This is a genomic window from Pseudomonas sp. M30-35 (assembly GCF_002163625.1).
GTDB lineage: Bacteria > Pseudomonadota > Gammaproteobacteria > Pseudomonadales > Pseudomonadaceae > Aquipseudomonas.
On record NZ_CP020892.1, the window covers coordinates 1277796 to 1300132 of the forward strand.

A 22337-nucleotide genomic window follows, 5' to 3' on the forward strand; every position below is an offset into this window, starting at 1 on the left:
GCATATGTCGATCAATTTCCCGCTGGTCCTTGTCATCGCAGTTGCTGTGTGTGGCGCTTTGGCTTTATTTGACTTGGTGTTTTTGGCACCGCGTCGGCGTACAGCAATCGCCACCTATCAGGGCCAGGTTGATGGTGCGGCCGACGAGCAGGTGATTGAACGACTTAATAAAGAACCGTTGCTGGTTGAGTACGGTAAGTCTTTTTTCCCGGTGCTGGCGATAGTTCTGATACTGCGCTCATTTCTGGTGGAACCCTTCCAAATTCCGTCGGGCTCTATGCGCCCGACGCTGGAAGTTGGTGATTTCATTTTGGTAAACAAGTTTGCTTACGGCATTCGTTTGCCGGTGCTTGATACCAAAATTATCCAGGTTGAGAACCCGCAACGCGGTGATGTGATGGTCTTCCGTTACCCGAGCGATCCACACATCAACTACATCAAGCGTGTAGTCGGTTTGCCCGGTGACCAGATTCGTTACAGTAAAGACAAGCACCTGTACGTTAATGGTAAGCAGGTCGCTCAACAGTTGATCGGTGAAGAACCAGGCAGCCTCGGCAGCGTGATGCTCTACAACGAGAAACTCGGTGAAGCTGAACATTTGATTCGCAAAGAGATGAAGCGTTATCACGCTGTTCCTGGCGGGGAATGGGTGGTGCCTGAAGGGCATTACTTCATGATGGGTGATAACCGCGATAACTCTAACGACAGTCGTTACTGGAATGACCCAAGCATTCCTAAGCCACTGCTGGGCATGGTTCCGGATCAGAATATCGTGGGTAAGGCCTTTGCGGTGTGGATGAGCTGGCCTGATCCAAAGATGAGTAATTTGCCAAACTTCTCACGCGTTGGCTTGATTCACTGATTAAAACGATAAAAATGCGGCGCTGTTCAAACCAGCGCCGCAGTCTATATATAGTCTGGTAGCTCGCCGTTTTGGCTTTTGAAAATTCTAATAAATGGGGTCAATCATGACATTTGCGCGCTCGCAAAAGGGAATGTCTATTATTAGTTGGTTGCTGGTGCTGGGGCTTGTCGCATTCTTGGCCAGTGCAGCTTTCAAAGTGATACCGCACTACCTTGATTATATGTCGATGGAAAAGATCATCACCTCGGTTGAAACCGATAAAGCAGCGGATATTCGTACCGTTCGTGATTTTTACAGCCATGTTAGCAAGGGTATGCAGGTCAACAGTATTCGTGACCTGAAACTTGAGGATGCTCTCAAGGTAACAGTTGAGAACAATGAGTTTCGTGCTCATCTCAAGTATGAGAAGCGCGAGCCGCTGATCGAGAATCTCGATCTGGTGGTCCATTTTGATAAAGAATTCCGTGTGCGTATGCCGTGAATGATTCGTTAGCCCGTTTAGAGCGTAAGCTCGGTTACACCTTTAAAGACCAGGACCACATGGTCCTGGCTCTCACTCATCGCAGCTTTGCTGGGCGCAATAATGAGCGCCTGGAATTTCTCGGTGACGCTATTCTTAATTTTGTCGCTGGGGAGGCACTCTTTGAGCGCTTTCCTCAAGCTCGCGAAGGCCAATTGTCGCGCTTGCGTGCTCGCTTGGTTAAGGGCGAGACACTGGCGATTCTGGCCCGCGGCTTTGATTTGGGTGAATACCTGCGCCTGGGCTCTGGCGAGTTGAAAAGTGGCGGTTTTCGCCGTGAGTCAATTCTGGCCGATGCGCTGGAAGCATTGATCGGCGCGATTTACTTGGACTCAGGTATGGACGCTGCGCGTGAGCGCGTGCTGGCCTGGCTGACCAATGAGCTGGAAAGCTTGACGCTGGTTGATACCAACAAAGATCCAAAAACGCGTTTGCAGGAGTTCCTGCAGTCGCGTGCCTGTGAGTTGCCACGTTACGACGTGGTTGATATTCAGGGTGAACCGCACTGTCGGACATTCATCGTTGAATGTCAGGTAACTTTATTGAATGAAAAAACCCTGGGGCAGGGCGCTAGTCGGCGCATTGCTGAACAGGTAGCCGCCGGGGTGGCTTTGATCGCCCTAGGTGTGGAGAACGGCCATGACTGATTCACCTGTTTCACGCTGTGGCTATGTCGCCATTGTTGGCCGGCCTAACGTAGGTAAGTCAACGCTGCTGAACCATATTCTTGGGCAAAAGCTTGCGATTACCTCACGTAAGCCGCAAACCACTCGCCATAATATGCTCGGGATCAAAACCGAGGGCGGCGCCCAAGCTATCTACGTAGATACCCCAGGCCTGCACAAAAACAACGAAAAAGCGCTTAATCGTTATATGAACAAAAGCGCTTCATCGGCGTTGAAAGACGTCGATGTGGTGATTTTTGTGGTTGATCGCACTCGTTGGACTGATGAAGACCAGATGGTACTTGAGCGTATTCAGTATGTTGAAGGCCCGGTGATTCTGGCAATCAACAAGACTGACCGTCTTGAGGACAAATCTGCTCTGATGCCGCACCTGGAGTGGCTGGCAACTCAGCTACCCAAGGCTGAGATTGTGCCGATCTCTGCGCATCATGGGCATAACCTTGAGGCCCTTGAAAAACTGGTCAGTGAGCACTTGCCTGAAGGTGTGCACTTCTTCCCTGAAGATCAGATTACCGATCGCTCAAGTCGCTTTTTCGCTGCTGAACTGGTTCGTGAGAAAATCATGCGTCAGCTAGGTGCGGAGTTGCCGTACCAGATCACTGTTGAAATTGAAGAATTCAAGCAAGAAGGGCGCATTCTGCATATTCATGCGCTTATTCTGGTTGAGCGCGACGGTCAGAAGAAAATCATCATTGGCGACAAGGGTGAGCGTATCAAGCGGGTCGGCCAAGAGGCTCGCAAAGACATGGAAGTGCTGTTCGATTCCAAAGTCATGCTCAATCTTTGGGTTAAGGTCAAAGGTGGTTGGTCGGATGATGAGCGTGCCTTGCGTTCACTTGGTTACGACGACATCTAAGCGAGCGCTGCAGTGGCCATTGCGTTGTCATGCTCTAGCTCGCAGATCAGTTAAGCTTCTTGCCTTTATGTGCTGCGTGGCACCCGGCCACGCAGGGTCCAGATTGAGTTAATACTCGTCATGCTTGTGCTCAACCAGCCCGCTTATGTATTGCACAGTCGTGCTTATCGCGAGAGCAGTGCATTGGTTGATTTTCTCACTCCGCAAGGGCGCTTGCGCGCTGTTTTAAGGGGCGCACGCGGTAAAGCCGGAACCCTCGCCCGGCCTTTTGTTGCTTTAGATGCTGACTTTCGCGGGCGCGGTGAGCTGAAGAATGTTTCGCGCCTTGAGGCAACAGGCATTCCGAACTTATTGTCAGGTGAGGCGCTGTTTAGCGGCCTGTATCTCAATGAGCTGCTGATTCGGTTATTGCCCACCGAAGATGCCCAGCCTGCTGTTTTTGATCACTATGCGATGACTTTGCTTGCACTCGGCCAAGGACGTGCCATCGAGCCGTTATTGCGCTCGTTTGAGTGGCGTTTGCTTGATCAGCTAGGCTATGGTTTCGCCCTTGACCAAGACTTGCACGGCCAGCCGGTGGTGAGTGATGGTATTTATCGCTTGCAGACGGATGACGGCCTGGTGCCTATCGGTCAATGGCAGCCGGGCGCATTTCAGGGAGCTGAGCTGTTAGCTATGGCCGAGGCCAGTTGGCAAACACCTGGTGCGCTGGCGGCGGCCAAACGGCTTATGCGCCAAGCGCTGGCCCCTCATTTAGGCGGCAAACCCCTGGTTAGCCGCGAATTGTTTATGACGCTTAAGGAGCCTTCTCGTGACTGATGCCAACCGTGTTTTGCTGGGTGTGAATATTGATCATGTCGCCACGCTGCGCCAGGCCCGCGGCACGCGTTACCCAGACCCGGTCAAAGCTGCATTGGACGCCGAAGAAGCAGGCGCTGATGGGATTACCGTGCATTTGCGTGAAGACCGCCGGCACATCCAGGAGCGTGACGTGCGCATGCTCAAGGAAGTCATGCAAACACGCATGAATTTTGAGATGGGTGTCACCGAAGAGATGCTCGCATTCGCTGAAAGCATTCGTCCTGAGCATGTCTGCCTAGTGCCTGAGACGCGTCAGGAGTTAACCACTGAAGGCGGGCTTGATGTCGCAGGCCAGGAAGAGCGCATCCGCGCAGCGGTGGAACGCTTGAGCAAGATTGGCTGTGAAGTCTCGCTGTTTATCGACCCGGATCCGTTGCAGATTGACGCCTCAAAGCGTGTCGGTGCGCCAGCGATTGAGCTACACACCGGGCGTTATGCCGATGCACATACAGCGCAGGAACAAGCCGTCGAGTTGGCACGTATTGCTGATGGTGTAGCACGCGGTGTCAGTCACGGTTTGATCGTCAACGCCGGGCATGGTTTGCACTACCACAATGTCGAGCCGGTGGCCGCTATCGCCGGGATCAATGAGTTGAACATCGGCCATGCATTGGTGGCGCACGCTTTGTTTGTTGGTTTTAAGCAGGCAGTGGTGGAGATGAAGCAATTGATCGTGGCAGCGGCTAATCGCGGTTGAGGCCGAAAGCCAGATAACCGTGCGGCTATCTGGCTGACTCTATAAGGCCAAGGTTTGTATAAGGCTAAGGTTTGCGCGCGGTTATCACCGCGCGGCTAGGCGCTGGCAGGCCTTCGATGGTGCGGCTGTGATCAGCCGGGTCGAGAAACTCAGGCAGCGACTGATAGCGCATCCAGTCTGTGGCGCGTTGTTCTTCGACCGAGGTGGTGCTGACATCAACGCATTGAATGTCAGTAAAACCTGCACGGCGCAACCACAGCTCAAGTGCCGGTACTGACGGCAGGAACCAAACGTTACGCATCTGCGCGTAGCGATCTTCAGGCAATAATACTTGCTGCGCATCGCCCTCAACAACCAATGTTTCGAGCACCAACTCGCCGTCTTTTAGCAGGCAGTCCTTGAGGTCGATCAGGTGATCGATTGGCGAACGACGGTGATAAAGCACGCCCATCGAGAACACTGTGTCGAAGCCTTGAAGCTTCGGTGGTAACTCCTCAACAGCCAACGGCAGGTGCCAGATGGGTTGCTCTGGCAGGTAGTTTTTCATGGCCAGAAATTGATTGAAAAACAGCCAGTTTGGATCAATGCCAACCACGCTGCTGGCGCCCGCACCGAGCATGCGCCACATGTAATAGCCATTGCCGCAGCCAACGTCGAGAATGCGTTTGCCTTTAAGGTCCAGGTAGGGCGCAACACGCTGCCATTTCCAGTCGGAGCGCCACTCGGTATCAATGTGCACGCCAAATAGCTGGAACGGGCCTTTGCGCCACGGAATCAAACCCTGCAGAGCCGTTTTTAACTGTTCGCGGGTTTGCTCATCACAGGAGCCGTCGAAGCTGAACGTTTGCAGCATGTCCAGTGTTTCAATCTCCAGCGCGGGCAGCGCTTGAACCGCTGTGTACCAGCGCTCCAGGTCGCCATGACCAATCGCCAGCTTGCTGTCTATTTGCCTTGGCAGGTCCATGCTCCATTCTTGAAGTGGGGTCCCGGCTAATTGTGATTGCAGTGCATCTAAATCAAAACGCTGGATCATGGTAGGGCAATCATCGAGGCAAAATTAAGGCACTGGAACCAAGGCGTCACCTTGCTGAATCCTGCGTTTAGCAAGCGTTCACGGTGGGTTTCAAGGCTGTCGGGGATCATTACGTTTTCGATAGCACTGCGTTTCTGTGCTATTTCCAGCTCGCTGTAACCATTGGCGCGTTTGAAGGCGATGTGCAGCTCGTTCAGTAACTGCTGTTGTTCGTCGTCTTCAAAGCAGAGTTTTTCAGAGAGGATTAACGCGCCGCCAGGCAGCAAGGCGTTGCGGATACGCTTCAGTAGTTCAAGCCGCAGATCAGGCTTGATGAACTGCAAGGTAAAATTCAGGGCAACCAGTGAGGTTGGCTGGAGTTCGAGGTTGAGGATATCCGCCTCAATCACCTCTACCGGCAACAGCTCTTGAAACATCGAGTCTTGGGCGTGCAGGTATTCGCGGCAGCGTTCAACCATCGCACTTGAGTTATCAATGGCGATTACCCGGCAGTCCTCAATCTGTACATGGCGGCGTAGGGCTTGGGTGACTGCACCCAACGAGCTGCCCAAGTCGTAGAGCACGCTATGCGGTTTGGCGAACTGGCTGGCGAGTACACCAATATTCTCAACAATTGTCGGATAGCCGGGCACTGATCGCTTGATCATGTCCGGGAATACCCTGACCACATCCTCGTTAAAGGCAAAGTCTGGTACTTGCGCCAGCGGCTGGGAGAATATGCGGTCGGGGTCTTTGCTCACGGTGGTTCCGAAACAGTGTGGAAATCCGCGTATTTTAGCCAACTTGGCCGCTTAACCAAACCATGATTATTTGCCTTGGTCGTAAAACACCCCTGGTTACGGTGCAGCCGCCTCAGAGCCGTGCCTGACTTCAGCGAAATCTTTGCTGAGCAGATGCGGCAATCGCCCACTGGCCTAGCCAGTAAGTAACAATAATTGCATAGGGTGCGGCTTCGAACGGCGCGACAAAACGGTTGATGCCGATCAGGCTGTCGGACAGGACAAAGAGCAGAGCACCACCAGCAGCCAACCATGCGCCCTGTGGATTGATATTTGGCTGGTTCAGTCGGGCTAGGGCCCGCCAGAGCATGGCGCCGATGGCAGTGGAGTAAAAAATCACGGGAATCAGTAGTGGTCCCAGTCCAGCGCTGGCGAGGATGCTGAACATACCGCCGCCAACGATAAGCGCAATGAACAACGCAGGCCAGGCTACTTGTTTGCAATCGCTGAAGTAGGCACGCAGGTAGGCCAGGTGAGCGAGCAGGAATGCGCCAAGGCCGAATACGAATAAGTCGCCGGGCCAGTCGAGCAGGATATCGCCGGCCAGTGAGCAGAGAAGACCGATGCGGATCCAACGGCTATAGGTGCCAACGGGCGCCTGTTGCAACCAAAGCAGCAGCGCAATGACAGGGATGCCTTTGGTCAACAGGCTCAGCAGTGCCAGATCAGCAGCTCTTGCATAGATAAACAGTGCGGCGCCACTCAGGGCAAAAATCAACCAGCGCATATCAAGTGCTCGACAAAGTCTTAGGAGGTTAAAACCTCGCAACTATGTCGACTTAACAGCGTATTGCCAACGCCGAGGATGACGTTCGAAGTAGCTTTTCGCGCCGAAAGACAAGGTGCCGCAGTTTATTTGACCTTGATATTGCAGTCGAAGGTTTGGGCGGGTGCTACGTCGGTTTCCCATGGGCGCTGGTAGGTCATTAGCAGGTGACCTTCGCCGGGTTGTTTAGCCGTATAGCGCCAAGTTGATTTACCTGCACTGCCAACCAGTGCTGCATCTTCAGGGTTGCTGTAGACCTCTGGGCCGAGGCTGGTTAGAACAGTCGGAGCCGCATCGCGTACAACCCAGCGAAACCCTGTGGTGGGGTTGCTTGGCAAGGTGATAATCAGTTGTTGGCCGGTGGTTAGCGACAGTGGGCAATCGCTTTGCTGTTGCACATTAACCGTACTGGAGTGGGTGGCGCAGCCTGCCAGTAACGCAAGGCTGAGTGGCGGCAGTAAACGGTAAACTGCGGTCATGTTTAGCTCCGGTGATTCAAAAGGCTATTCAGCATAGCTCCAGTCGATGCGAAAACGTAAGCCCAATTGCATCGAAACAGCCTATGCACTCATGTTTCAAGTAAGCGTCGGCAATCGTGTGGGTAACAAGGGTTCACCCGATATTCGTCGGCCGAACCCTTGCAACTTGCTGACTTTAATCAAATAGTACTTTGGCTACATCGCTATAGCGTTTGGCGAAATGCACGGTGATGCCTTCTTTCAAATAGTCTGGCAACTCCTCAAACGAGCCTCGGTTGGCATCAGGCAGAATCAACTCATGGATTTTTTGCCTGCGAGCTGCGATGACTTTCTCGCGAACCCCGCCAATCGGCAACACCTGCCCGGTTAACGTCAGTTCGCCGGTCATGGCCACACCTTTTTTTGGCACTTGGTTACGCGCCAGAGAGAGCAGAGCGCTGGCCATGGTCACACCTGCGCTTGGGCCGTCTTTCGGGGTGGCACCTTCGGGTACGTGAAGGTGAATAAACGCTTGATCGAAGAAGCTACTATCGCCGCCAAATTTTTTCAGATTCGAGCTGATGTAGCTGTAAGCGATTTCAGCGGACTCCTTCATCACATCGCCCAGTTGGCCGGTGAGTTTGAAACCACGATTCAAGGTATGGATGCGGGTGGCCTCTATCGGTAGCGTAGCACCGCCCATGCTGGTCCACGCCAGCCCGGTGATAACGCCTTTACCGGACAGCACTTGCTCATTGCGGAACACTGCGATGCCTAAATAGCGCTCAAGGTCCTTGTGGCCAATTTTGACCGGAGTGTCTGGGGTATCCAGCAATTGAACCACGGCTTTGCGCACCAGTTTGCCGAGTTGCTTTTCAAGCTGACGCACACCGGCTTCACGAGCGTAACCTTCAATAACACCACGCAGCGCTGCATCAGTAATGCTCAGGCTTTTTTTCGGCACACCGGCTTTTGCCAGTTGCTTTGGCCACAGGTGATGCTTGGCAATCGCCAGTTTTTCTTCGGTGATGTAACCGGAAAGACGAATAATCTCCATGCGGTCGAGCAGCGGCCCCGGAATCGAGTCGAGGGTGTTTGCGGTGCAGATGAACAGGACCTTCGACAGGTCGATGCGTAGGTCTAGATAGTGGTCAAGAAACTCGACGTTCTGCTCTGGGTCGAGGGTTTCCAGAAGCGCAGAAGCAGGGTCACCTTGAAAGCTGGCGCCCATCTTGTCGATCTCGTCGAGCATGATCACCGGGTTCATCACTTCGACTTCTTTCAGCGCTTGCACCAGTTTGCCGGGCATTGCGCCAATATAAGTACGGCGATGGCCCTTGATCTCTGCTTCGTCGCGCATACCGCCAACACTGAAACGATAAAAGGGGCGGCCTAACGACTCGGCAATTGATTTACCAATACTGGTTTTACCCACCCCAGGCGGACCGACAAGCAGCACGATAGAACCGGCGATTTCACCTTTGAACGCACCTACAGCAAGGAACTCGGTGATTCGCGATTTGATGTCATCCATGCCCGCGTGATGCTTGTCGAGCACTGTGCGCGAATGCTTGAGGTCCAGCTTGTCCTGGCCAAAGACGCCCCACGGTAACGCGGTGGCCCAGTCCAAGTAATTGCGGGTCACAGCGTACTCAGGGGAGCCGGTTTCCAATATGGATAACTTGCCCAGCTCTTCGTCTATACGTTTGCGCGCCTGCTCAGACAGGGTTTTACCTTCAAGGCGCTGCTCGAACTGTTCGATATCTGCGCTGCGGTCGTCTTTGCTCAAGCCCAGTTCTTGCTGAATAATCTTCAGCTGTTCCTTGAGAAAGAACTCGCGTTGATGCTCAGAAATTTTCCGGTTTACCTCAGCGGATAGCTCGCCTTGCAGGCGCGCGACCTCAACCTCTTTACGCAGCAGTGGCAGCACTTTCTCCATGCGTTTAAGCATCGGCACGGTGTCGAGAACTTCTTGCAGTTCCTTGCCCGGCACGGTGGTCAAGGCGGCAGCAAAGTCGGTCAGCGGGGACGGATCGTTAGGGCTGAAGCGATTGAGGTAATTCTTCAACTCTTCGCTGTACAGCGGGTTGAGCGGCAGCAGCTCTTTGATCGCATTGATCAGCGCCATGCCATAGGCTTTGATCTCATCACGCGACTCGAGCAGGGTTTTTGGGTATTCAACTTCTGCCAGATAGGGTGGTTTACGGCTTAACCAGCCACGAATACGCACACGGGTCAGGCCCTGCGCGACAAACTGCAGCTTGCCACCTTCTTCCGAGGCATTGAGCACACGCACCAATGTGCCGTGCTCGGGTAGGGAATCGGGGTCAAAACTTGCCGAGCCATCAGCCGGCGGATTATCCACGAAGAACAGTGCCAAGCTCTTGTGCTGCGTATCACTCACGCGCTTGAGAGTCGAGCTCCAGGGCTCGGGGTTGACGATGATCGGCAACACCTGAGCCGGGAAGAGTGGGCGGTTATGGATGGGAATCACGTACAGCTTGTCTGGTAGTTGCTGATTAGGCAGGGCCAGACGTTGATCATCCTGATTTTCTGGTTCTACGACGATATCGTTATCTTCGTTCATGCTGCACCTGCAATTGGGCGATGACATAAACATGGGGGATAATTTGGTTTTTTCAATCGTTCGTTGCCTGCGGCGCAATGTCACTGTGACGTCCATTGGTCGTCGACAGTGCTGTTTTGGCCCTTTAAGGGGTAAAATGTGCCATCACTTAATGGACGCCGTCTTGCGATGCTCAATGCCCGTCTAATTCGACTCGATGATAAAGCCCACGAACATACCCACGACCACCATCAATTGGTGTTGTCGCTGTCTGGGCGCGCAGAATTCGAGGTGAATGGCAGTGGCGGAGAGGTCTGCCGGATGCGCGCCTGCCTGGTTCCTGGCGATGCAGATCACCAGTTTGCCGGCATGGGTGATAACCGCATGTTGATCATCGACCTCGATGAGCAGGACACCACCAGCGAAGATCTCGAGTTGTTGGCGCACTTGTTTGAGACGCCGCGTTATCCCCAGTTGGATGCGGATTTTCAGCACTTGCTCAGCTATGCGGGCGCCGAGCTGGAACGCTATGGCAGTGACCTGATTCTTGCGCGCTCGCTGGGCGGGGTGCTGTTGCGTGCGTTGCACTTGCGCCTGTTTGGCGAGCAACGAAACCGTGTCAGCGGTTCACTCAATTTGGAACGCTTGGATCAGTACATCGTTGAGAACCTGGCGCGGCGTATCAGCGTTGCCGAGCTGGCTCAGACTGTCTGCCTGAGCCCGAGCCACTTCCACGCTCAGTTCAAAGAAAGCGTTGGCCTGACTCCGCATCAATACCTGCTTAAAAGCCGTCTTGATCGAGCCGCGCGCTTGCTCCGTGAAAGCAACCTGCCGCTGATTCGGATTGCCGAGGAGTGTGGTTTCTCTTCACAAAGCGCTCTGACTACAGCAATGCGCCGTTATATGGGCCTGACCCCCAAGCGTATGCGCAAGCCTGAGTAAGCGGGTGTTTGCGCCATAATCTGATATTTTTAACAGCGCCTGCCGGTTTGATTGAACGGCTCATTCTGCGCGCGCCTATGATTGACGCGCACCTATCATTGATCAGTAATTATTGGATTTCAGGAGGATCTGCTTTGGCCGAGCAACAGTCACCCGTTACCTGGCAAATCAAACATCACAGTGAGCTTGGCGTCGCTGATGTATACGCTGCTTTAAAGCTGCGCAGCGCGGTTTTCGTGGTCGAGCAGAATTGTGTCTACACTGATATCGATGGTCTCGACATGCTCGGTGAAACGCGTCATTTACTGGCATGGCAGGGCGATACGCTGGTTGCGTATTTACGCTTGCTTGATCCTGCGCAAAACGATTCGAATGTTGTGATCGGTCGTGTGGTTACCGACCCGTCAGCGCGCGGCACTGGCTTAGGCCACAAGATGATGGGACATGCTCTCGAAGCCTGTGCTGAGTATTGGTCAGAGTTGCCGATTTACATGTCAGCGCAAGCACATCTGCAAGGCTATTACGGGCGTTATGGTTTTGTTGCATGCAGCGAAATTTATCTTGAAGACGGCATCGAGCATGTCGGGATGCGTCGCCTTTAATTGTCACTGCGCGTCATTATGGTGCGCAGTGGCCACCGCCCGAAATACTCGATTTACGTGTTTGCTCGGCGCTGACTGATTTTGTCGATGAAGACAGCATCTGGCTGAATCTGAGCGGCTTGCTCCTTCTAGTCCGGGCGGTGTAGCCGCTTACAGGTGTTTTTAGGCAAAAAAAGCATCTTGAATTAGTTCCTTGCCCCATAGTTTTTTGCAAAAACTCCAGAGGTTTTAGTAAGAAGCTGTAATCACTCTGCCACTAAATTCAGACATCCAATTGCGTCGAGTTTGTTGCCTTGCGTTTTGTCGTCCGGGCAACACATCTGCACCCTATGTATGCACAGACGCTTACAACAACAGTCTCCAGAAGAGGATGGGCGTGATGTTTAAAGCCAGTCACGTCTTGCAGGACGAGTTCCTAACCCGGATCTCTGCCGCCAAGGCCGCCGATTTTTTCCCTGTCATCAGCGCTAATTACAGCGTTGACGAGGCAGCCTATCTCACTGAGCTTTTAGAGCTCGCCGACCCCGGTGAAGCAGGCATTGAGGCTATCCGCCAGAATGCCCGCACATTGATTGAACATGTGCGTAGCCGGGACAATGCCGTCGATACCCTCGACGCACTTCTTCGTCAGTACAGCCTCGACACCCAGGAAGGGCTGATGCTCATGTGCCTGGCCGAGGCTTTGCTGCGGGTGCCGGATGCTGTCACTGCCGATGCGTTGATCCGCGACAAGCTCAGCGCTGCCGAGTGGGAACGCCACTTAGGTAAGAGTGACAGCGTTCTGGTCAACTTTGCTGCCTGGGGCTTGGTCATGACCGGCAAGGTGGTTGACCCGGAAACAGCAGACGGCCGCCCAAAAAACGTGTTGGGCAAGTTGATCAAGCGTTCCGGCGAGCCGGTTATTCGCGCGGCGATGAACCAGGCCATGAAACTCATGGGCAAGCAGTTCGTACTGGGTCGGACCATCAGTGAAGCACTGAAAAATGGCCGCCCGGAGCGTGAAAAAGGTTACAGCTATTCCTTTGATATGTTGGGTGAAGCAGCGCTGACCGTTGAAGACGCCGACAAGTACATGGCCGACTATCGTCAGGCGATTGATACCGTTGGCGCTGAGCCGCAAGTTGGTAAAGGCCCGCGTCCATCGGTATCGATCAAACTTTCGGCGCTGCACCCGCGCTATGAAGTGGCTCAGCGTGAGCGCGTACTGATTGAATTGTTCGATAACGTGCGCGAGTTGTGTGTGCGTGCCCGCAAGCTGGACGTTGGCATCTCGATCGATGCCGAAGAAGCTGATCGCCTTGAGCTGTCGCTCGAACTCTACGAAAAGCTCCTGCGTGACCCGGCAATTGCAGGTTGGGGTGAAGTGGGTCTGGTCATTCAGGCTTACTCCAAGCGTTGCTTGCCAGTGCTGGTATGGCTGACCTTGTTGGGCAAAGAACTCGGCGAAAAAATGCCTCTGCGCCTGGTCAAAGGTGCGTATTGGGACAGCGAAATCAAACAGTGCCATGTTCAGGGTCTGGATGGTTTCCCGGTATTTACCCGCAAAGAAGGCACCGACAGTTCTTACCTGGCCTGTGCCCGTTTCCTGTTGTCCGAGTTCACCCGTGGGGTGATCTATCCGCAGTTCGCCAGCCACAACGCGCACACGGTCAGCTGCATTCTGACCATGGCCGCCGCGCTGCCACAGCCGCGTGATTTCGAGTTCCAGCGCCTGCACGGCATGGGCGACGCGCTGTATGACACGGTGCTGGAAAAGCACGCGACTAATGTGCGTATTTACGCTCCGGTTGGCGCACACAAAGACCTGCTGCCGTATCTGGTGCGTCGTCTGTTGGAAAACGGTGCGAACTCCTCGTTTGTGCATCAATTGGTTGACCCAAGCATGCCGATTGAGTCACTTCTTGATCATCCAGTGACGCAGTTGCGCAAGTTCAAGTCGCTCAGCAATGAGAAAATTCCACTTCCGCCTGCACTGTTCGGTGCTGCTCGGAAAAACTCCCAAGGCATCAACATGAATATCGAGCACTCCTGGGCAGAATTGAACAAAGCCTACCAGCCGCACCTCAGCCGCCAATGGCACGCAGCACCTGTAATCAATGGTGAAAAGCTCGCCGGTACTGCGCAAGATGTGCACTGCCCATATGAGTTGAGCAAGGTTGTTGGCAGCGCTGAGTTCGCGACCGCCGCCCAAGCCGCTCAAGCGCTTGATGTGTTGAGTGCTGCCTGGCCGCGCTGGAATGCCACTGCAATCGATGACCGTGCGAGTGTTTTCGAGCGCTTGGCAGACCTGCTGGAAACCCACCGTGCAGAGCTGATGGCAATGTGCACGCTGGAGGCGGGTAAGAGCCTGCAAGACGGTATCGATGAGGTGCGTGAAGCGGTTGATTTCTGCCGCTATTACGCGCAGCAAGCGCGCCTACGTTTAGGTCGTGAAGAGCTGCAAGGCCCTACTGGCGAACGTAATGAGCTGTTCCATGAAGGGCGCGGTATTTTCGTTTGCGTCAGCCCGTGGAACTTCCCTCTGGCTATCTACTTGGGCCAGATTGCTGCAGCATTGGTTGCCGGTAACTGCGTACTGGCTAAGCCAGCAGAGCAGACCAGCCTGATTGCTGCACGTGCTCTGGAGCTGATGTTTGAAGCGGGCTTGCCGAAAGATGTAATTGCTTTCCTGCCGGGTGATGGCGCTACTTTGGGCGGCGTATTTTGCCGTGATGCCCGTGTATCGGGTGTGTGCTTCACCGGTTCGACCGATACCGCGCGAATCATCAACCGCCAATTGGCTGAAAAACAAGGTCCAATCGCTGCCTTGATCGCCGAAACTGGCGGCCAGAACGCGATGATCGTTGACTCGACAGCACTGCCTGAGCAGGTGGTTAAAGACGCCGTGCAATCGGCCTTTACCAGCGCTGGCCAACGTTGTTCGGCCCTGCGCGTGCTCTATGTGCAGGCTGATATCGCCGACCGCGTGCTGGAGCTGCTCAAAGGTGCGATGGCCGAACTCAAAGTTGGTCCGACACACCTGCGTGCCAACGACATTGGCCCGGTGATCGACGCTGAAGCTAAAGCCGGTCTGGATGCTCACGTTGCTAAGCTCAAAGGCGAAGGCAAGCTGATCGCTGAAACACAAATGCCAGCTGATCTTGATGGGCATTTCGTGGCGCCTGTGGCGTTTGAAATTAGCGGCATCAACGAATTGGAGAAAGAAAACTTTGGCCCGATCCTGCACGTAGTGCGCTATCAGGCCAGCGAGCTGGAAGCGGTGGTCGGCGCTATCAACGGCACCGGTTACGGCTTGACCCTTGGGGTTCACAGCCGTAACGAAGAAACCGCCGCACGCATCGAAGCCTTGGCGCGCGTCGGTAACCTGTACATCAACCGCAACCAGATCGGTGCGGTAGTCGGTGTGCAACCGTTTGGTGGTTGTGGTCTATCCGGTACGGGTCCAAAAGCCGGTGGGCCAAGCTACTTATTGCGCTTTGTTAACGAGCGTACGACTTCGGTGAACACCACCGCAGTCGGAGGTAATGCGTCGTTGCTATCATTGGGCGACGAGGTTTAAACAGTTTTACGGGCGGGTGCCTTCGGGCCTCGCCCGTTGTTTTATTGAGGGCTCAAAAGAGTCTGAAGTTGGATGAGTGACCTGAGGGCGGGTTGCTCAATCTTAAAGAGGGGGCCGGTTGTTCTGATATTGCGCTGAGCTGGGCTTTCCGGCCGCAGGGTATAGACAACGTATCCGCTTTGTTACGTGCGGGCGCTACACGCGAACGCGGTTTGCCATACAGGGCACGGGTCAACCCCGTGCTGCCATAACAACAAACGAGAGGGGACCACCCCAATGACAGCTAACACACCCATGCTAGTCACCTTCGTGGTGTACATTACTTTGATGATCGGGATTGGCTTATTCGCCTATCTGCGTACCAAAAACTTATCCGATTACATCCTTGGTGGCCGTAGCCTCGGCAGCTATGTAACTGCGCTGTCTGCGGGTGCATCGGACATGAGTGGCTGGTTGTTGATGGGCTTGCCGGGCGCCGTGTACTTGTCGGGCCTGTCTGAAGGCTGGATTGCCATTGGTTTGGTGATTGGTGCTTATCTGAACTGGCTGTTTGTTGCGGGTCGTCTGCGGGTACAGACCGAGCACAATGGTAATGCGCTGACGCTACCTGATTACTTCAGCAATCGCTTCGAAGACAACAGCCGCGTGTTGCGGGTTTTTTCTGCTGTCGTCATTCTGGTGTTCTTCACCATCTATTGCGCATCTGGCGTGGTAGCTGGCGCGCGTTTGTTTGAAAGCACTTTCGGTATGCCTTACGAGACTGCGCTGTGGGCGGGTGCTGCTGCAACCATCGCCTATACTTTTATCGGCGGCTTCTTGGCTGTTAGCTGGACTGACACCGTACAAGCAACACTGATGATCTTCGCTTTGATCCTGACGCCAGTGGTTGTAATGATTGCCACCGGCGGTGTGGATACAACATTCGCTGCAATCGAGATGCAAGATGCCACCAACTTTGACATGTTCAAAGGCGCAACCTTTATTGGTGTGATTTCGCTGATGGCGTGGGGCCTAGGCTACTTCGGTCAACCACACATCCTGGCGCGCTTCATGGCGGCTGACTCGGTTAAAACCATTCCATCAGCACGTCGCATCTCCATGGCGTGGATGATTCTTTGCCTGATTGGTACGGTGTCGGTTGGTTTCTTCGGTATCGCTTACTTCGCTGCAAATCCTGATGTTGCGGGTCCAGTGACTGAAAACCCTGAGCGGGTCTTCATCGAGTTGGCCAAGTTGCTGTTCAACCCATGGGTTGCAGGTGTGTTGCTGTCGGCCATTCTGGCTGCGGTTATGAGTACCTTGAGCTGCCAGCTGCTGGTATGTTCGAGTGCTCTTACGGAAGACTTCTACAAAGCATTTCTGCGTAAAGATGCCTCGCAAACCGAGCTGGTTTGGGTCGGTCGTGGCATGGTACTGCTGATTGCCTTGGTTGCGATCCTGCTCGCTGCAGATCCAAATAATCGCGTGTTGGGCCTGGTGTCTTATGCGTGGGCTGGTTTCGGCGCTGCATTCGGTCCAGTGGTATTGCTCTCTGTCATGTGGGCACGCATGACCCGTAACGGTGCACTGGCAGGTATGTTGGTGGGTGCAATTACCGTGATCGTGTGGAAGAACTACATCGGTTTGGGTCTGTACGAAATCATTCCTGGCTTCATCCTCGCAACGCTGTCCATTGTGGTCTTCAGCCTGCTGGATAAAGAGCCATCTGCAACCATGCAGAAGCGTTTTGCTGACGCTGAGAAAGAGTACAACGCCGCTCAATAATCGGTTGGATGTACTACAAAACCGGCCCATGCATGCTGTGCATGGGCCGGTTTTTTTCTGCCTGAAATAGCTGTGCGGCAACTACTGCTAATGTTTGATTGGGCAGATATAGCTTTATTTCTTCCGTTGGCGCCTGTGCTTGGCTATGGTGCGCCTCTTAACCGATCAGCTGGCGAAGGCTTATGACCCAAACTCCAAAGAATCCACTGCATGGCGTTACGCTTGAGGCGATTCTCAATCAACTGGTAGCAACTTACGGCTGGGATGGGCTGGCGCTGCGTATTGATATTCGCTGTTTTAAAAGCGATCCAAGTATCAAGTCGAGTCTGACTTTTTTGCGTAAGACGCCGTGGGCGCGCGAGAAAGTAGAAGCGCTGTATATCAAGGCGCAACGCAATACGTGATCGCCGTAAAGGTTGCTTAGGTGGGAAGATGAGCCGCGGCAATGCGCAGGCTCATCGGTAACAGGGGAGCGTTAGCTCATGGGCTCGTCGTCGCGCACCACTATGTATTCACGTCCGTTGTCATCTTCGCTGTAGTCGAGCACATAAAACATCACCACCTCACCTGGGTTAGGCATTGTGGCGACATAGTCGTTACCTTCAACCGTGAAGAACTGCGCTGATTCGGGCTTGGCCTCGCATTCAATAAATGCGGTCATGAACAGCTCAGGGTTGGTGTCTGCGAAGAACTCTTCCCGTTCATGCTCATCCCAGTCAGCTGGCGCTTCGAATACGCCGGTGAAGAGAATCTTGGCATCGCCGAGGTCAATTTCTTCAGCTTCAGGGTCCTGCTCATCTGGGCGATAAACCATGCAGTTCAGCGCATCTTCGTGAGTCAAGGTGGCATTGCGCGCGGCAAGGCGCTTTTGCGGGTCGAATGGTGGCACGTCTAGCTCCATGTATGTGGCCGTATGCTGGTTGTTTCAGCAGCGGTGACTGACAGCAAACCATAGTCAGTGAGTGTTAAAGGAAAAAGACCGTTGGTCTGTTTTCGATTTCCATGCCTGCGTATGGTTCATCCGTAGGCGCAGATATTACCACCGCATGACGCTCTGCCATGGGCGAGTTAGCACTATATTTGATGGTAGTCGCTGCTTGAGTAAAGTGCAGGTTTAGGCGTAAGACTATGCGCTCAAGAGATGACGTAAAAGCCAACCAAAAGCCGGAAATGAGGTCGACATGTCAGTTGATAAACCCTCGCAACTGATGCGCAGTTGGCAAGCCAATGCCGATGCGTGGGCCAAGGTTGTGCGTGAACAGCGCGTCGCGAGCCGTCGCCTGGTAACGGATGCCGCGGTGCTTGAGGCGATACATCAATGTACTCCCACGCGTGTGCTGGATGTCGGTTGCGGTGAGGGTTGGCTGTGCCGGACATTGGCGGCAAAAGGTTTTGAGGTGCTCGGTGTTGATGCCTCGCAGCCATTAATATCGCAGGCTCGCGCAGCCGATCCTCACCCGCAACGTTATTATGAGTTTGGCTATGATCAACTCGCAGAAGCGGGACAAGGATTGGGCCAGTTTGATGTGTTGGTGTGCAACTTTGCACTGCTTGATGAGGATCTTTTACCCAGCCTCAAGGCAATGCGTACCCGTGCGACTGACGGCGGATATCTACTCATCCAAACGCTGCATCCTTGGCAAGCCTGCGCCAACCAACCGTATGTGGATGGTTGGCGCGTTGAGCAGTTCAGTGATTTTGGCAATGAGTTCACTGAACCCATGCCTTGGTTCTTTCGCACCCTGCAATCGTGGCTTGCGCTGCTGGCTGAGGCGGGTTGGCAGTTGCAATCGTTGCAGGAACCCAAACACCCGCAGCAGATGCAGCCTGCGTCGCTGTTGCTGTTATTGCGCGTGCGCAGCTAGCGCTGGCTAAAGAACACTGAGTTACGTGGCGCAGTGACTTTCCGGAAGTGTTTTAGCGGGCGACGCTAACGCCTTCAAGGTTAGCGAACGAGGTGTCTTTCGCGGTCAGTAAAAAGTCGCGCATAAATGGCGCATCGAGCATGTCGGTGCGAATCCCCGCGTAGAGTGTAGCCAGCAAGCCTTTTTCACCTAGCCGTTTGGCGGTGACATAACCCCGCGAGCTGTACTCATGCAGCGCCCAGTTCGGCAAACCGCAGACTCCACGCCCGCTGGCCACCAGTTGCATCATCATGACTGTCAGCTCGGAAGTACGTACTTGCGCTGGCTCGATATCAGCTGGTTCGAGAAAACGAGTGAAAATATCCAACCGGTCACGCTCGACAGGGTAGGTGATCAAGGTTTCCTTCTCTAAATCCTGCGCGACGATAAATGCCTTATTCGCCAGCGCATGCTGATTGGCTACGGCGAGCATTGCTTCGTAAGTGAACAGCGGTATGTAGGTAATACCTGCCAGCTCGATGGGGTCTGAAGTGACGACCAAATCGAGGTCGCCGCGAGCCAAGGCGGGCAACGGTGCAAAAGAGAACCCTGAGGCCAGATCAAGTTCGACTTCTGGCCAGGCATCGCGGAATTGGTCAATCGTCGGCATCAGCCACTGGAAACAACTGTGGCATTCAATCGCCATGTGCAACCGGCCAGCAGTCCCGCCAGCCAAGCGCGCTAGGTCACGTTCGGCGCCGCGCAATAAGGGCAGCACCGAATCGGATAGCTGCAATAAGCGCAAGCCAGCACTGGTGAAACGCACAGGTTTGGTCTTGCGCACAAATAACTGCATGCCCAGTCGCTCTTCAAGCTCTTTGAACTGATGCGAGAGTGCCGACTGGGTCAGGTGTAAGCGTTCTGCTGCGTCAACCAGACTGTCGCTTTCGCGCAGCGCGTGCAGGGTTTTTAGATGGCGAAGTTCAAGCATGGCGGTCTCATAGTCGCGGGGGCAATAGAGGTAAAGCGGTGGAGTGGGTGGAGCTGTATCCGCGGTGGCGTTATATGAACATGAGCAAAACTATAGATCAATACGAATATGTTGAGTTTGTCTCATGATTCAGTGTTGTTGAGAATACACGCCATCATCTGTATGGAGTATTAAATCATGGCTGTATCTCATTCCCTCGGTTTTCCTCGCATCGGCCGCGACCGTGAATTAAAGAAGGCGCTGGAAGCGCATTGGCGAGGCGAGCTGGATGAGGCAGGTTTGCGTGCCGTCGGCCGCGAGCTGCGCGCTAATCACTGGCAATTGCAAAAAGACGCGGGTATCGACTTGCTGCCAGTGGGTGACTTTGCCTGGTATGACCAGGTGCTCACTCATTCGCTGACCTTTGGCGTTATTCCTCAGCGTTTTCGTCCTGAGTCAGGCCAGCCGACACTGGATACCTTGTTTGGCATGGCTCGTGGTGTCAGCAAAAGCTGTTGCGGCGGTGCCCATGCGCAGGAAATGACTAAGTGGTTCGATACCAACTATCACTACTTAGTACCCGAGTTTAGTGCCGATCAGCGCTTTCAATTGAGCTGGGAGCAGCTGTTTGAAGAAGTCGCGGAGGCCAAAGCTTTGGGGCACCAGGTCAAGCCGGTCTTGATTGGCCCGCTGACTTACTTGTGGCTCGGCAAAGCTAAGGGCGACGATTTCGACAAGCTTGAATTGCTTGAGCGCTTATTGCCTATATACGGTGAAATTCTTGGTCGTTTGGCTGCTCTGGATGTTGAATGGGTGCAAATTGATGAGCCAATCCTCGGTCTGGATTTACCGCAAGACTGGAAGAACGCTTTCGAGCGCGCTTATCACTTGCTCCAGCACGCACCGCTGAAAAAACTGGTTGCCACTTACTTCAGCGGCCTTGAAGACAACCTCGGCCTGGCCGTCAATTTGCCAGTCGATGGTCTACACGTCGATTGGGTGCGAGCGCCTGAGCAACTGCCGCTGCTGGTTGATCGTCTACCTAGTTACAAGGTGCTGTCTCTGGGTGTGGTCAATGGTCGTAACGTTTGGCGTTGTGATCTCAACGCTGCGTTGCAGGCGCTGAAGCAGGCGCAGCATCGTTTTGGCGACAACCTATGGGTGGCAGGGTCTTGCTCGTTGCTGCACAGTCCGGTTGACCTGAAGCGTGAAGACACTTTGGATACCGAGCTTAAAAGCTGGCTGTCGTTTGCCGTGCAGAAGTGCTCGGAGATAGCGCTGTTGAGCAAGGCATTGAATGAGCCAGACGCTGAGGACGTTAAGGCCGCATTGGCGCACAGCGCTCAAGTGCAAATCAGCCGTGAGCAGTCCAAACGTATTCACAAGCCTGATGTTCAAGCGAGCTTGCGTGCAGTGACTGCCGCCGACAGCCAGCGTGCATCGATCTTTGCTAAGCGTATTGAGTTGCAGCGCCAACGCTTGCAACTTCCTGCTTTTCCGACCACCACCATTGGCTCGTTCCCGCAGACCGCGTCTATTCGTCTGGCGCGCCAGTCGTTCAAGCAAGGCAAATTGTCTGCCGCTGAATACACCGAGGCGATGTACAGCGAGATCCGCCATGCGGTCGAAGTGCAAGAAGCTCTCGGCCTGGACGTGCTGGTGCACGGAGAAGCAGAGCGCAACGACATGGTCGAGTACTTTGCTGAGCAGCTTGATGGCTACGCGTTCACTCGTTTTGGTTGGGTGCAGAGTTATGGCTCACGCTGCGTAAAACCAGCGGTGATATTTGGCGATCTAAGTCGCCCTAAAGCGATGACGGTTGAATGGATTCGCTACGCGCAAAGCCTGACCCACAAAATCATGAAAGGCATGCTGACCGGGCCGGTGACCATGCTGATGTGGTCATTCCCGCGCGAGGATGTCAGCCGTGAAGTGCAGGCGCGTCAGTTGGCGCTGGCGATTCGCGATGAAGTGGTTGACCTGGAAAAAGCCGGCATCAAGATTATTCAGATTGATGAGGCCGCGTTCCGCGAAGGTTTGCCGCTGCGCAAAGCGGCTTGGCAGAGCTATCTCGACTGGGCAACCGAGGCATTTCGTTTATGTGCTTCAGGTGTACAGGATCAGACTCAGATTCATACACACATGTGCTACAGCGAATTTAACGATGTGATTGAGTCAATTGCAGCGATGGATGCTGACGTCATCACCATCGAGACCTCGCGTTCGGATATGGAGCTGCTGGATGCGTTTGAAGCCTTCGATTACCCCAATGATATTGGCCCAGGCGTCTACGATATTCACTCACCACGGGTGCCAGAGCCCGCTGAAATAATCAAGTTAATGACCAAGGCTGTGCAACGTATTCCGGCTGACCGGCTGTGGGTTAACCCCGACTGCGGCTTGAAAACCCGTGGCTGGGCGGAGACCGAAGCGGCGCTGGTGAATATGGTCGCGGCAGCGCGTGAGTTGCGTACGCAACTGGCTTAAACCTACAACCTGCCAGCAACGCGCGCATGCAAGGTGCGAGCGTTGCTGGCAGGGTTTAAAATGCTATTAATCAACCGCCGAT

General features: G+C 54.0%; 20 protein-coding genes. 13 read left to right on the forward strand and 7 right to left on the reverse strand.

Annotation, left to right across the window (positions count from 1 at the left end; translation table 11 throughout):
* Positions 1 to 4 precede the first annotated feature (4 nt).
* From lepB to pdxJ, 6 genes are all read left to right on the forward strand, one after another.
* Positions 5 to 862: a signal peptidase I gene (lepB, locus tag B9K09_RS05970; RefSeq protein ID WP_087515946.1), complete on the forward strand. Its 858-nt coding sequence runs from the start codon at positions 5 to 7 to the stop codon at positions 860 to 862.
* A gap of 106 nt (positions 863 to 968) precedes the next feature.
* Entirely contained in the window at positions 969 to 1346 is a 378-nt protein-coding gene (locus tag B9K09_RS05975) for a DUF4845 domain-containing protein (protein WP_087515947.1), read from the forward strand.
* Complete coding sequence (gene rnc / locus B9K09_RS05980) at positions 1343 to 2032, forward strand: ribonuclease III (RefSeq protein ID WP_087515948.1); 690 nt, start codon at positions 1343 to 1345, stop codon at positions 2030 to 2032. The genes B9K09_RS05975 and rnc overlap by 4 nt, the downstream gene beginning before the upstream one ends.
* Positions 2025 to 2927, forward strand: a complete 903-nt coding sequence (gene era, locus B9K09_RS05985) for a GTPase Era (protein WP_087515949.1) — start codon at positions 2025 to 2027, stop codon at positions 2925 to 2927. Before rnc ends, era begins: the two co-directional genes overlap by 8 nt.
* 120 nt (positions 2928 to 3047) lie before the next feature.
* Positions 3048 to 3746 carry a DNA repair protein RecO gene (gene recO / locus B9K09_RS05990; RefSeq protein WP_087515950.1) on the forward strand — a complete coding sequence of 233 codons (699 nt, stop codon included), beginning with the start codon at positions 3048 to 3050 and terminating at the stop codon, positions 3744 to 3746.
* A complete protein-coding gene (pdxJ, locus tag B9K09_RS05995; protein ID WP_087515951.1) occupies positions 3739 to 4485 on the forward strand; it encodes a pyridoxine 5'-phosphate synthase in 747 nt (248 codons plus the stop codon). The genes recO and pdxJ overlap by 8 nt, the downstream gene beginning before the upstream one ends.
* A 64-nt stretch (positions 4486 to 4549) precedes the next feature.
* Here pdxJ and cmoB read toward each other — a convergent pair whose 3' ends face one another.
* From cmoB to lon, 5 genes are all read right to left on the reverse strand, one after another.
* On the reverse strand, positions 4550 to 5518 hold the full coding sequence (cmoB, locus tag B9K09_RS06000) for a tRNA 5-methoxyuridine(34)/uridine 5-oxyacetic acid(34) synthase CmoB (protein WP_087515952.1): 969 nt from the start codon (positions 5516 to 5518) through the stop codon (positions 4550 to 4552).
* Positions 5515 to 6258, reverse strand: coding sequence for a carboxy-S-adenosyl-L-methionine synthase CmoA (gene cmoA, locus B9K09_RS06005; protein WP_087515953.1), 744 nt, complete (start codon positions 6256 to 6258; stop codon positions 5515 to 5517). The genes cmoB and cmoA overlap by 4 nt, the downstream gene beginning before the upstream one ends.
* Before the next feature lie 130 nt (positions 6259 to 6388).
* The gene (locus tag B9K09_RS06010) at positions 6389 to 7024 is read right to left on the reverse strand and encodes a lysoplasmalogenase (RefSeq protein WP_087515954.1); all 636 of its coding nucleotides are present in this window, start codon (positions 7022 to 7024) and stop codon (positions 6389 to 6391) included.
* 125 nt (positions 7025 to 7149) lie between these two features.
* Positions 7150 to 7542 carry a protease inhibitor I42 family protein gene (locus tag B9K09_RS06015; protein WP_087515955.1) on the reverse strand — a complete coding sequence of 131 codons (393 nt, stop codon included), beginning with the start codon at positions 7540 to 7542 and terminating at the stop codon, positions 7150 to 7152.
* 175 nt (positions 7543 to 7717) lie between these two features.
* Positions 7718 to 10108, reverse strand: coding sequence for an endopeptidase La (lon, locus tag B9K09_RS06020; protein ID WP_087515956.1), 2391 nt, complete (start codon positions 10106 to 10108; stop codon positions 7718 to 7720).
* A 168-nt stretch (positions 10109 to 10276) separates the two neighbouring features.
* On the opposite strand from lon, the gene B9K09_RS06025 reads away from it, so the two are divergent.
* From B9K09_RS06025 to B9K09_RS06045, 5 genes are all read left to right on the forward strand, one after another.
* Positions 10277 to 11029 (forward strand): AraC family transcriptional regulator, encoded by a 753-nt coding sequence (locus B9K09_RS06025; protein WP_087515957.1) that lies wholly within the window; start codon positions 10277 to 10279, stop codon positions 11027 to 11029.
* A gap of 134 nt (positions 11030 to 11163) precedes the next feature.
* Positions 11164 to 11631, forward strand: a complete 468-nt coding sequence (locus tag B9K09_RS06030; RefSeq protein WP_256574267.1) for a GNAT family N-acetyltransferase — start codon at positions 11164 to 11166, stop codon at positions 11629 to 11631.
* A 379-nt stretch (positions 11632 to 12010) separates the two neighbouring features.
* Positions 12011 to 15190: a bifunctional proline dehydrogenase/L-glutamate gamma-semialdehyde dehydrogenase PutA gene (gene putA, locus B9K09_RS06035; protein WP_087515958.1), complete on the forward strand. Its 3180-nt coding sequence runs from the start codon at positions 12011 to 12013 to the stop codon at positions 15188 to 15190.
* Between the two features lie 276 nt (positions 15191 to 15466).
* Entirely contained in the window at positions 15467 to 16954 is a 1488-nt protein-coding gene (gene putP / locus B9K09_RS06040) for a sodium/proline symporter PutP (protein WP_087515959.1), read from the forward strand.
* A gap of 182 nt (positions 16955 to 17136) precedes the next feature.
* Positions 17137 to 17358 carry a VF530 family DNA-binding protein gene (locus tag B9K09_RS06045; RefSeq protein ID WP_087515960.1) on the forward strand — a complete coding sequence of 74 codons (222 nt, stop codon included), beginning with the start codon at positions 17137 to 17139 and terminating at the stop codon, positions 17356 to 17358.
* Positions 17359 to 17429: 71 nt separating this feature from the next.
* Here B9K09_RS06045 and B9K09_RS06050 read toward each other — a convergent pair whose 3' ends face one another.
* Positions 17430 to 17843 (reverse strand): hypothetical protein, encoded by a 414-nt coding sequence (locus tag B9K09_RS06050; RefSeq protein WP_256574268.1) that lies wholly within the window; start codon positions 17841 to 17843, stop codon positions 17430 to 17432.
* Positions 17844 to 18135: 292 nt separating this feature from the next.
* Here B9K09_RS06050 and B9K09_RS06055 point away from each other — a divergent pair, with 292 nt between their 5' ends.
* Positions 18136 to 18819 (forward strand): bifunctional 2-polyprenyl-6-hydroxyphenol methylase/3-demethylubiquinol 3-O-methyltransferase UbiG, encoded by a 684-nt coding sequence (locus B9K09_RS06055; protein ID WP_087515962.1) that lies wholly within the window; start codon positions 18136 to 18138, stop codon positions 18817 to 18819.
* A 52-nt stretch (positions 18820 to 18871) separates the two neighbouring features.
* Here B9K09_RS06055 and metR read toward each other — a convergent pair whose 3' ends face one another.
* Complete coding sequence (gene metR / locus B9K09_RS06060; protein ID WP_087515963.1) at positions 18872 to 19789, reverse strand: transcriptional regulator MetR; 918 nt, start codon at positions 19787 to 19789, stop codon at positions 18872 to 18874.
* Positions 19790 to 19966: 177 nt separating this feature from the next.
* Here metR and metE point away from each other — a divergent pair, with 177 nt between their 5' ends.
* On the forward strand, positions 19967 to 22255 hold the full coding sequence (gene metE, locus B9K09_RS06065; RefSeq protein WP_087515964.1) for a 5-methyltetrahydropteroyltriglutamate--homocysteine S-methyltransferase: 2289 nt from the start codon (positions 19967 to 19969) through the stop codon (positions 22253 to 22255).
* The last annotated feature ends 82 nt before the right edge of the window (positions 22256 to 22337 follow it).

Excerpts from the sequence above, each read along its gene's own strand:
- era (WP_087515949.1), top strand. The coding sequence starts at position 2,025 with ATGACTGATTCACCTGTTTCACGCTGTGGCTATGTCGCCATTGTTGGC.
- B9K09_RS06025 (WP_087515957.1), top strand. The coding sequence starts at position 10,277 with ATGCTCAATGCCCGTCTAATTCGACTCGATGATAAAGCCCACGAACAT.
- putA (WP_087515958.1), top strand. The coding sequence starts at position 12,011 with ATGTTTAAAGCCAGTCACGTCTTGCAGGACGAGTTCCTAACCCGGATC.
- B9K09_RS06015 (WP_087515955.1), bottom strand. The coding sequence starts at position 7,542 with ATGACCGCAGTTTACCGTTTACTGCCGCCACTCAGCCTTGCGTTACTG.
- B9K09_RS06010 (WP_087515954.1), bottom strand. The coding sequence starts at position 7,024 with ATGCGCTGGTTGATTTTTGCCCTGAGTGGCGCCGCACTGTTTATCTAT.
- B9K09_RS06055 (WP_087515962.1), top strand. The coding sequence starts at position 18,136 with ATGTCAGTTGATAAACCCTCGCAACTGATGCGCAGTTGGCAAGCCAAT.
- lepB (WP_087515946.1), top strand. The coding sequence starts at position 5 with ATGTCGATCAATTTCCCGCTGGTCCTTGTCATCGCAGTTGCTGTGTGT.
- metE (WP_087515964.1), top strand. The coding sequence starts at position 19,967 with ATGGCTGTATCTCATTCCCTCGGTTTTCCTCGCATCGGCCGCGACCGT.
- putP (WP_087515959.1), top strand. The coding sequence starts at position 15,467 with ATGACAGCTAACACACCCATGCTAGTCACCTTCGTGGTGTACATTACT.
- cmoB (WP_087515952.1), bottom strand. The coding sequence starts at position 5,518 with ATGATCCAGCGTTTTGATTTAGATGCACTGCAATCACAATTAGCCGGG.
- lon (WP_087515956.1), bottom strand. The coding sequence starts at position 10,108 with ATGAACGAAGATAACGATATCGTCGTAGAACCAGAAAATCAGGATGAT.
- recO (WP_087515950.1), top strand. The coding sequence starts at position 3,048 with ATGCTTGTGCTCAACCAGCCCGCTTATGTATTGCACAGTCGTGCTTAT.
- B9K09_RS05975 (WP_087515947.1), top strand. The coding sequence starts at position 969 with ATGACATTTGCGCGCTCGCAAAAGGGAATGTCTATTATTAGTTGGTTG.
- B9K09_RS06045 (WP_087515960.1), top strand. The coding sequence starts at position 17,137 with ATGACCCAAACTCCAAAGAATCCACTGCATGGCGTTACGCTTGAGGCG.
- metR (WP_087515963.1), bottom strand. The coding sequence starts at position 19,789 with ATGCTTGAACTTCGCCATCTAAAAACCCTGCACGCGCTGCGCGAAAGC.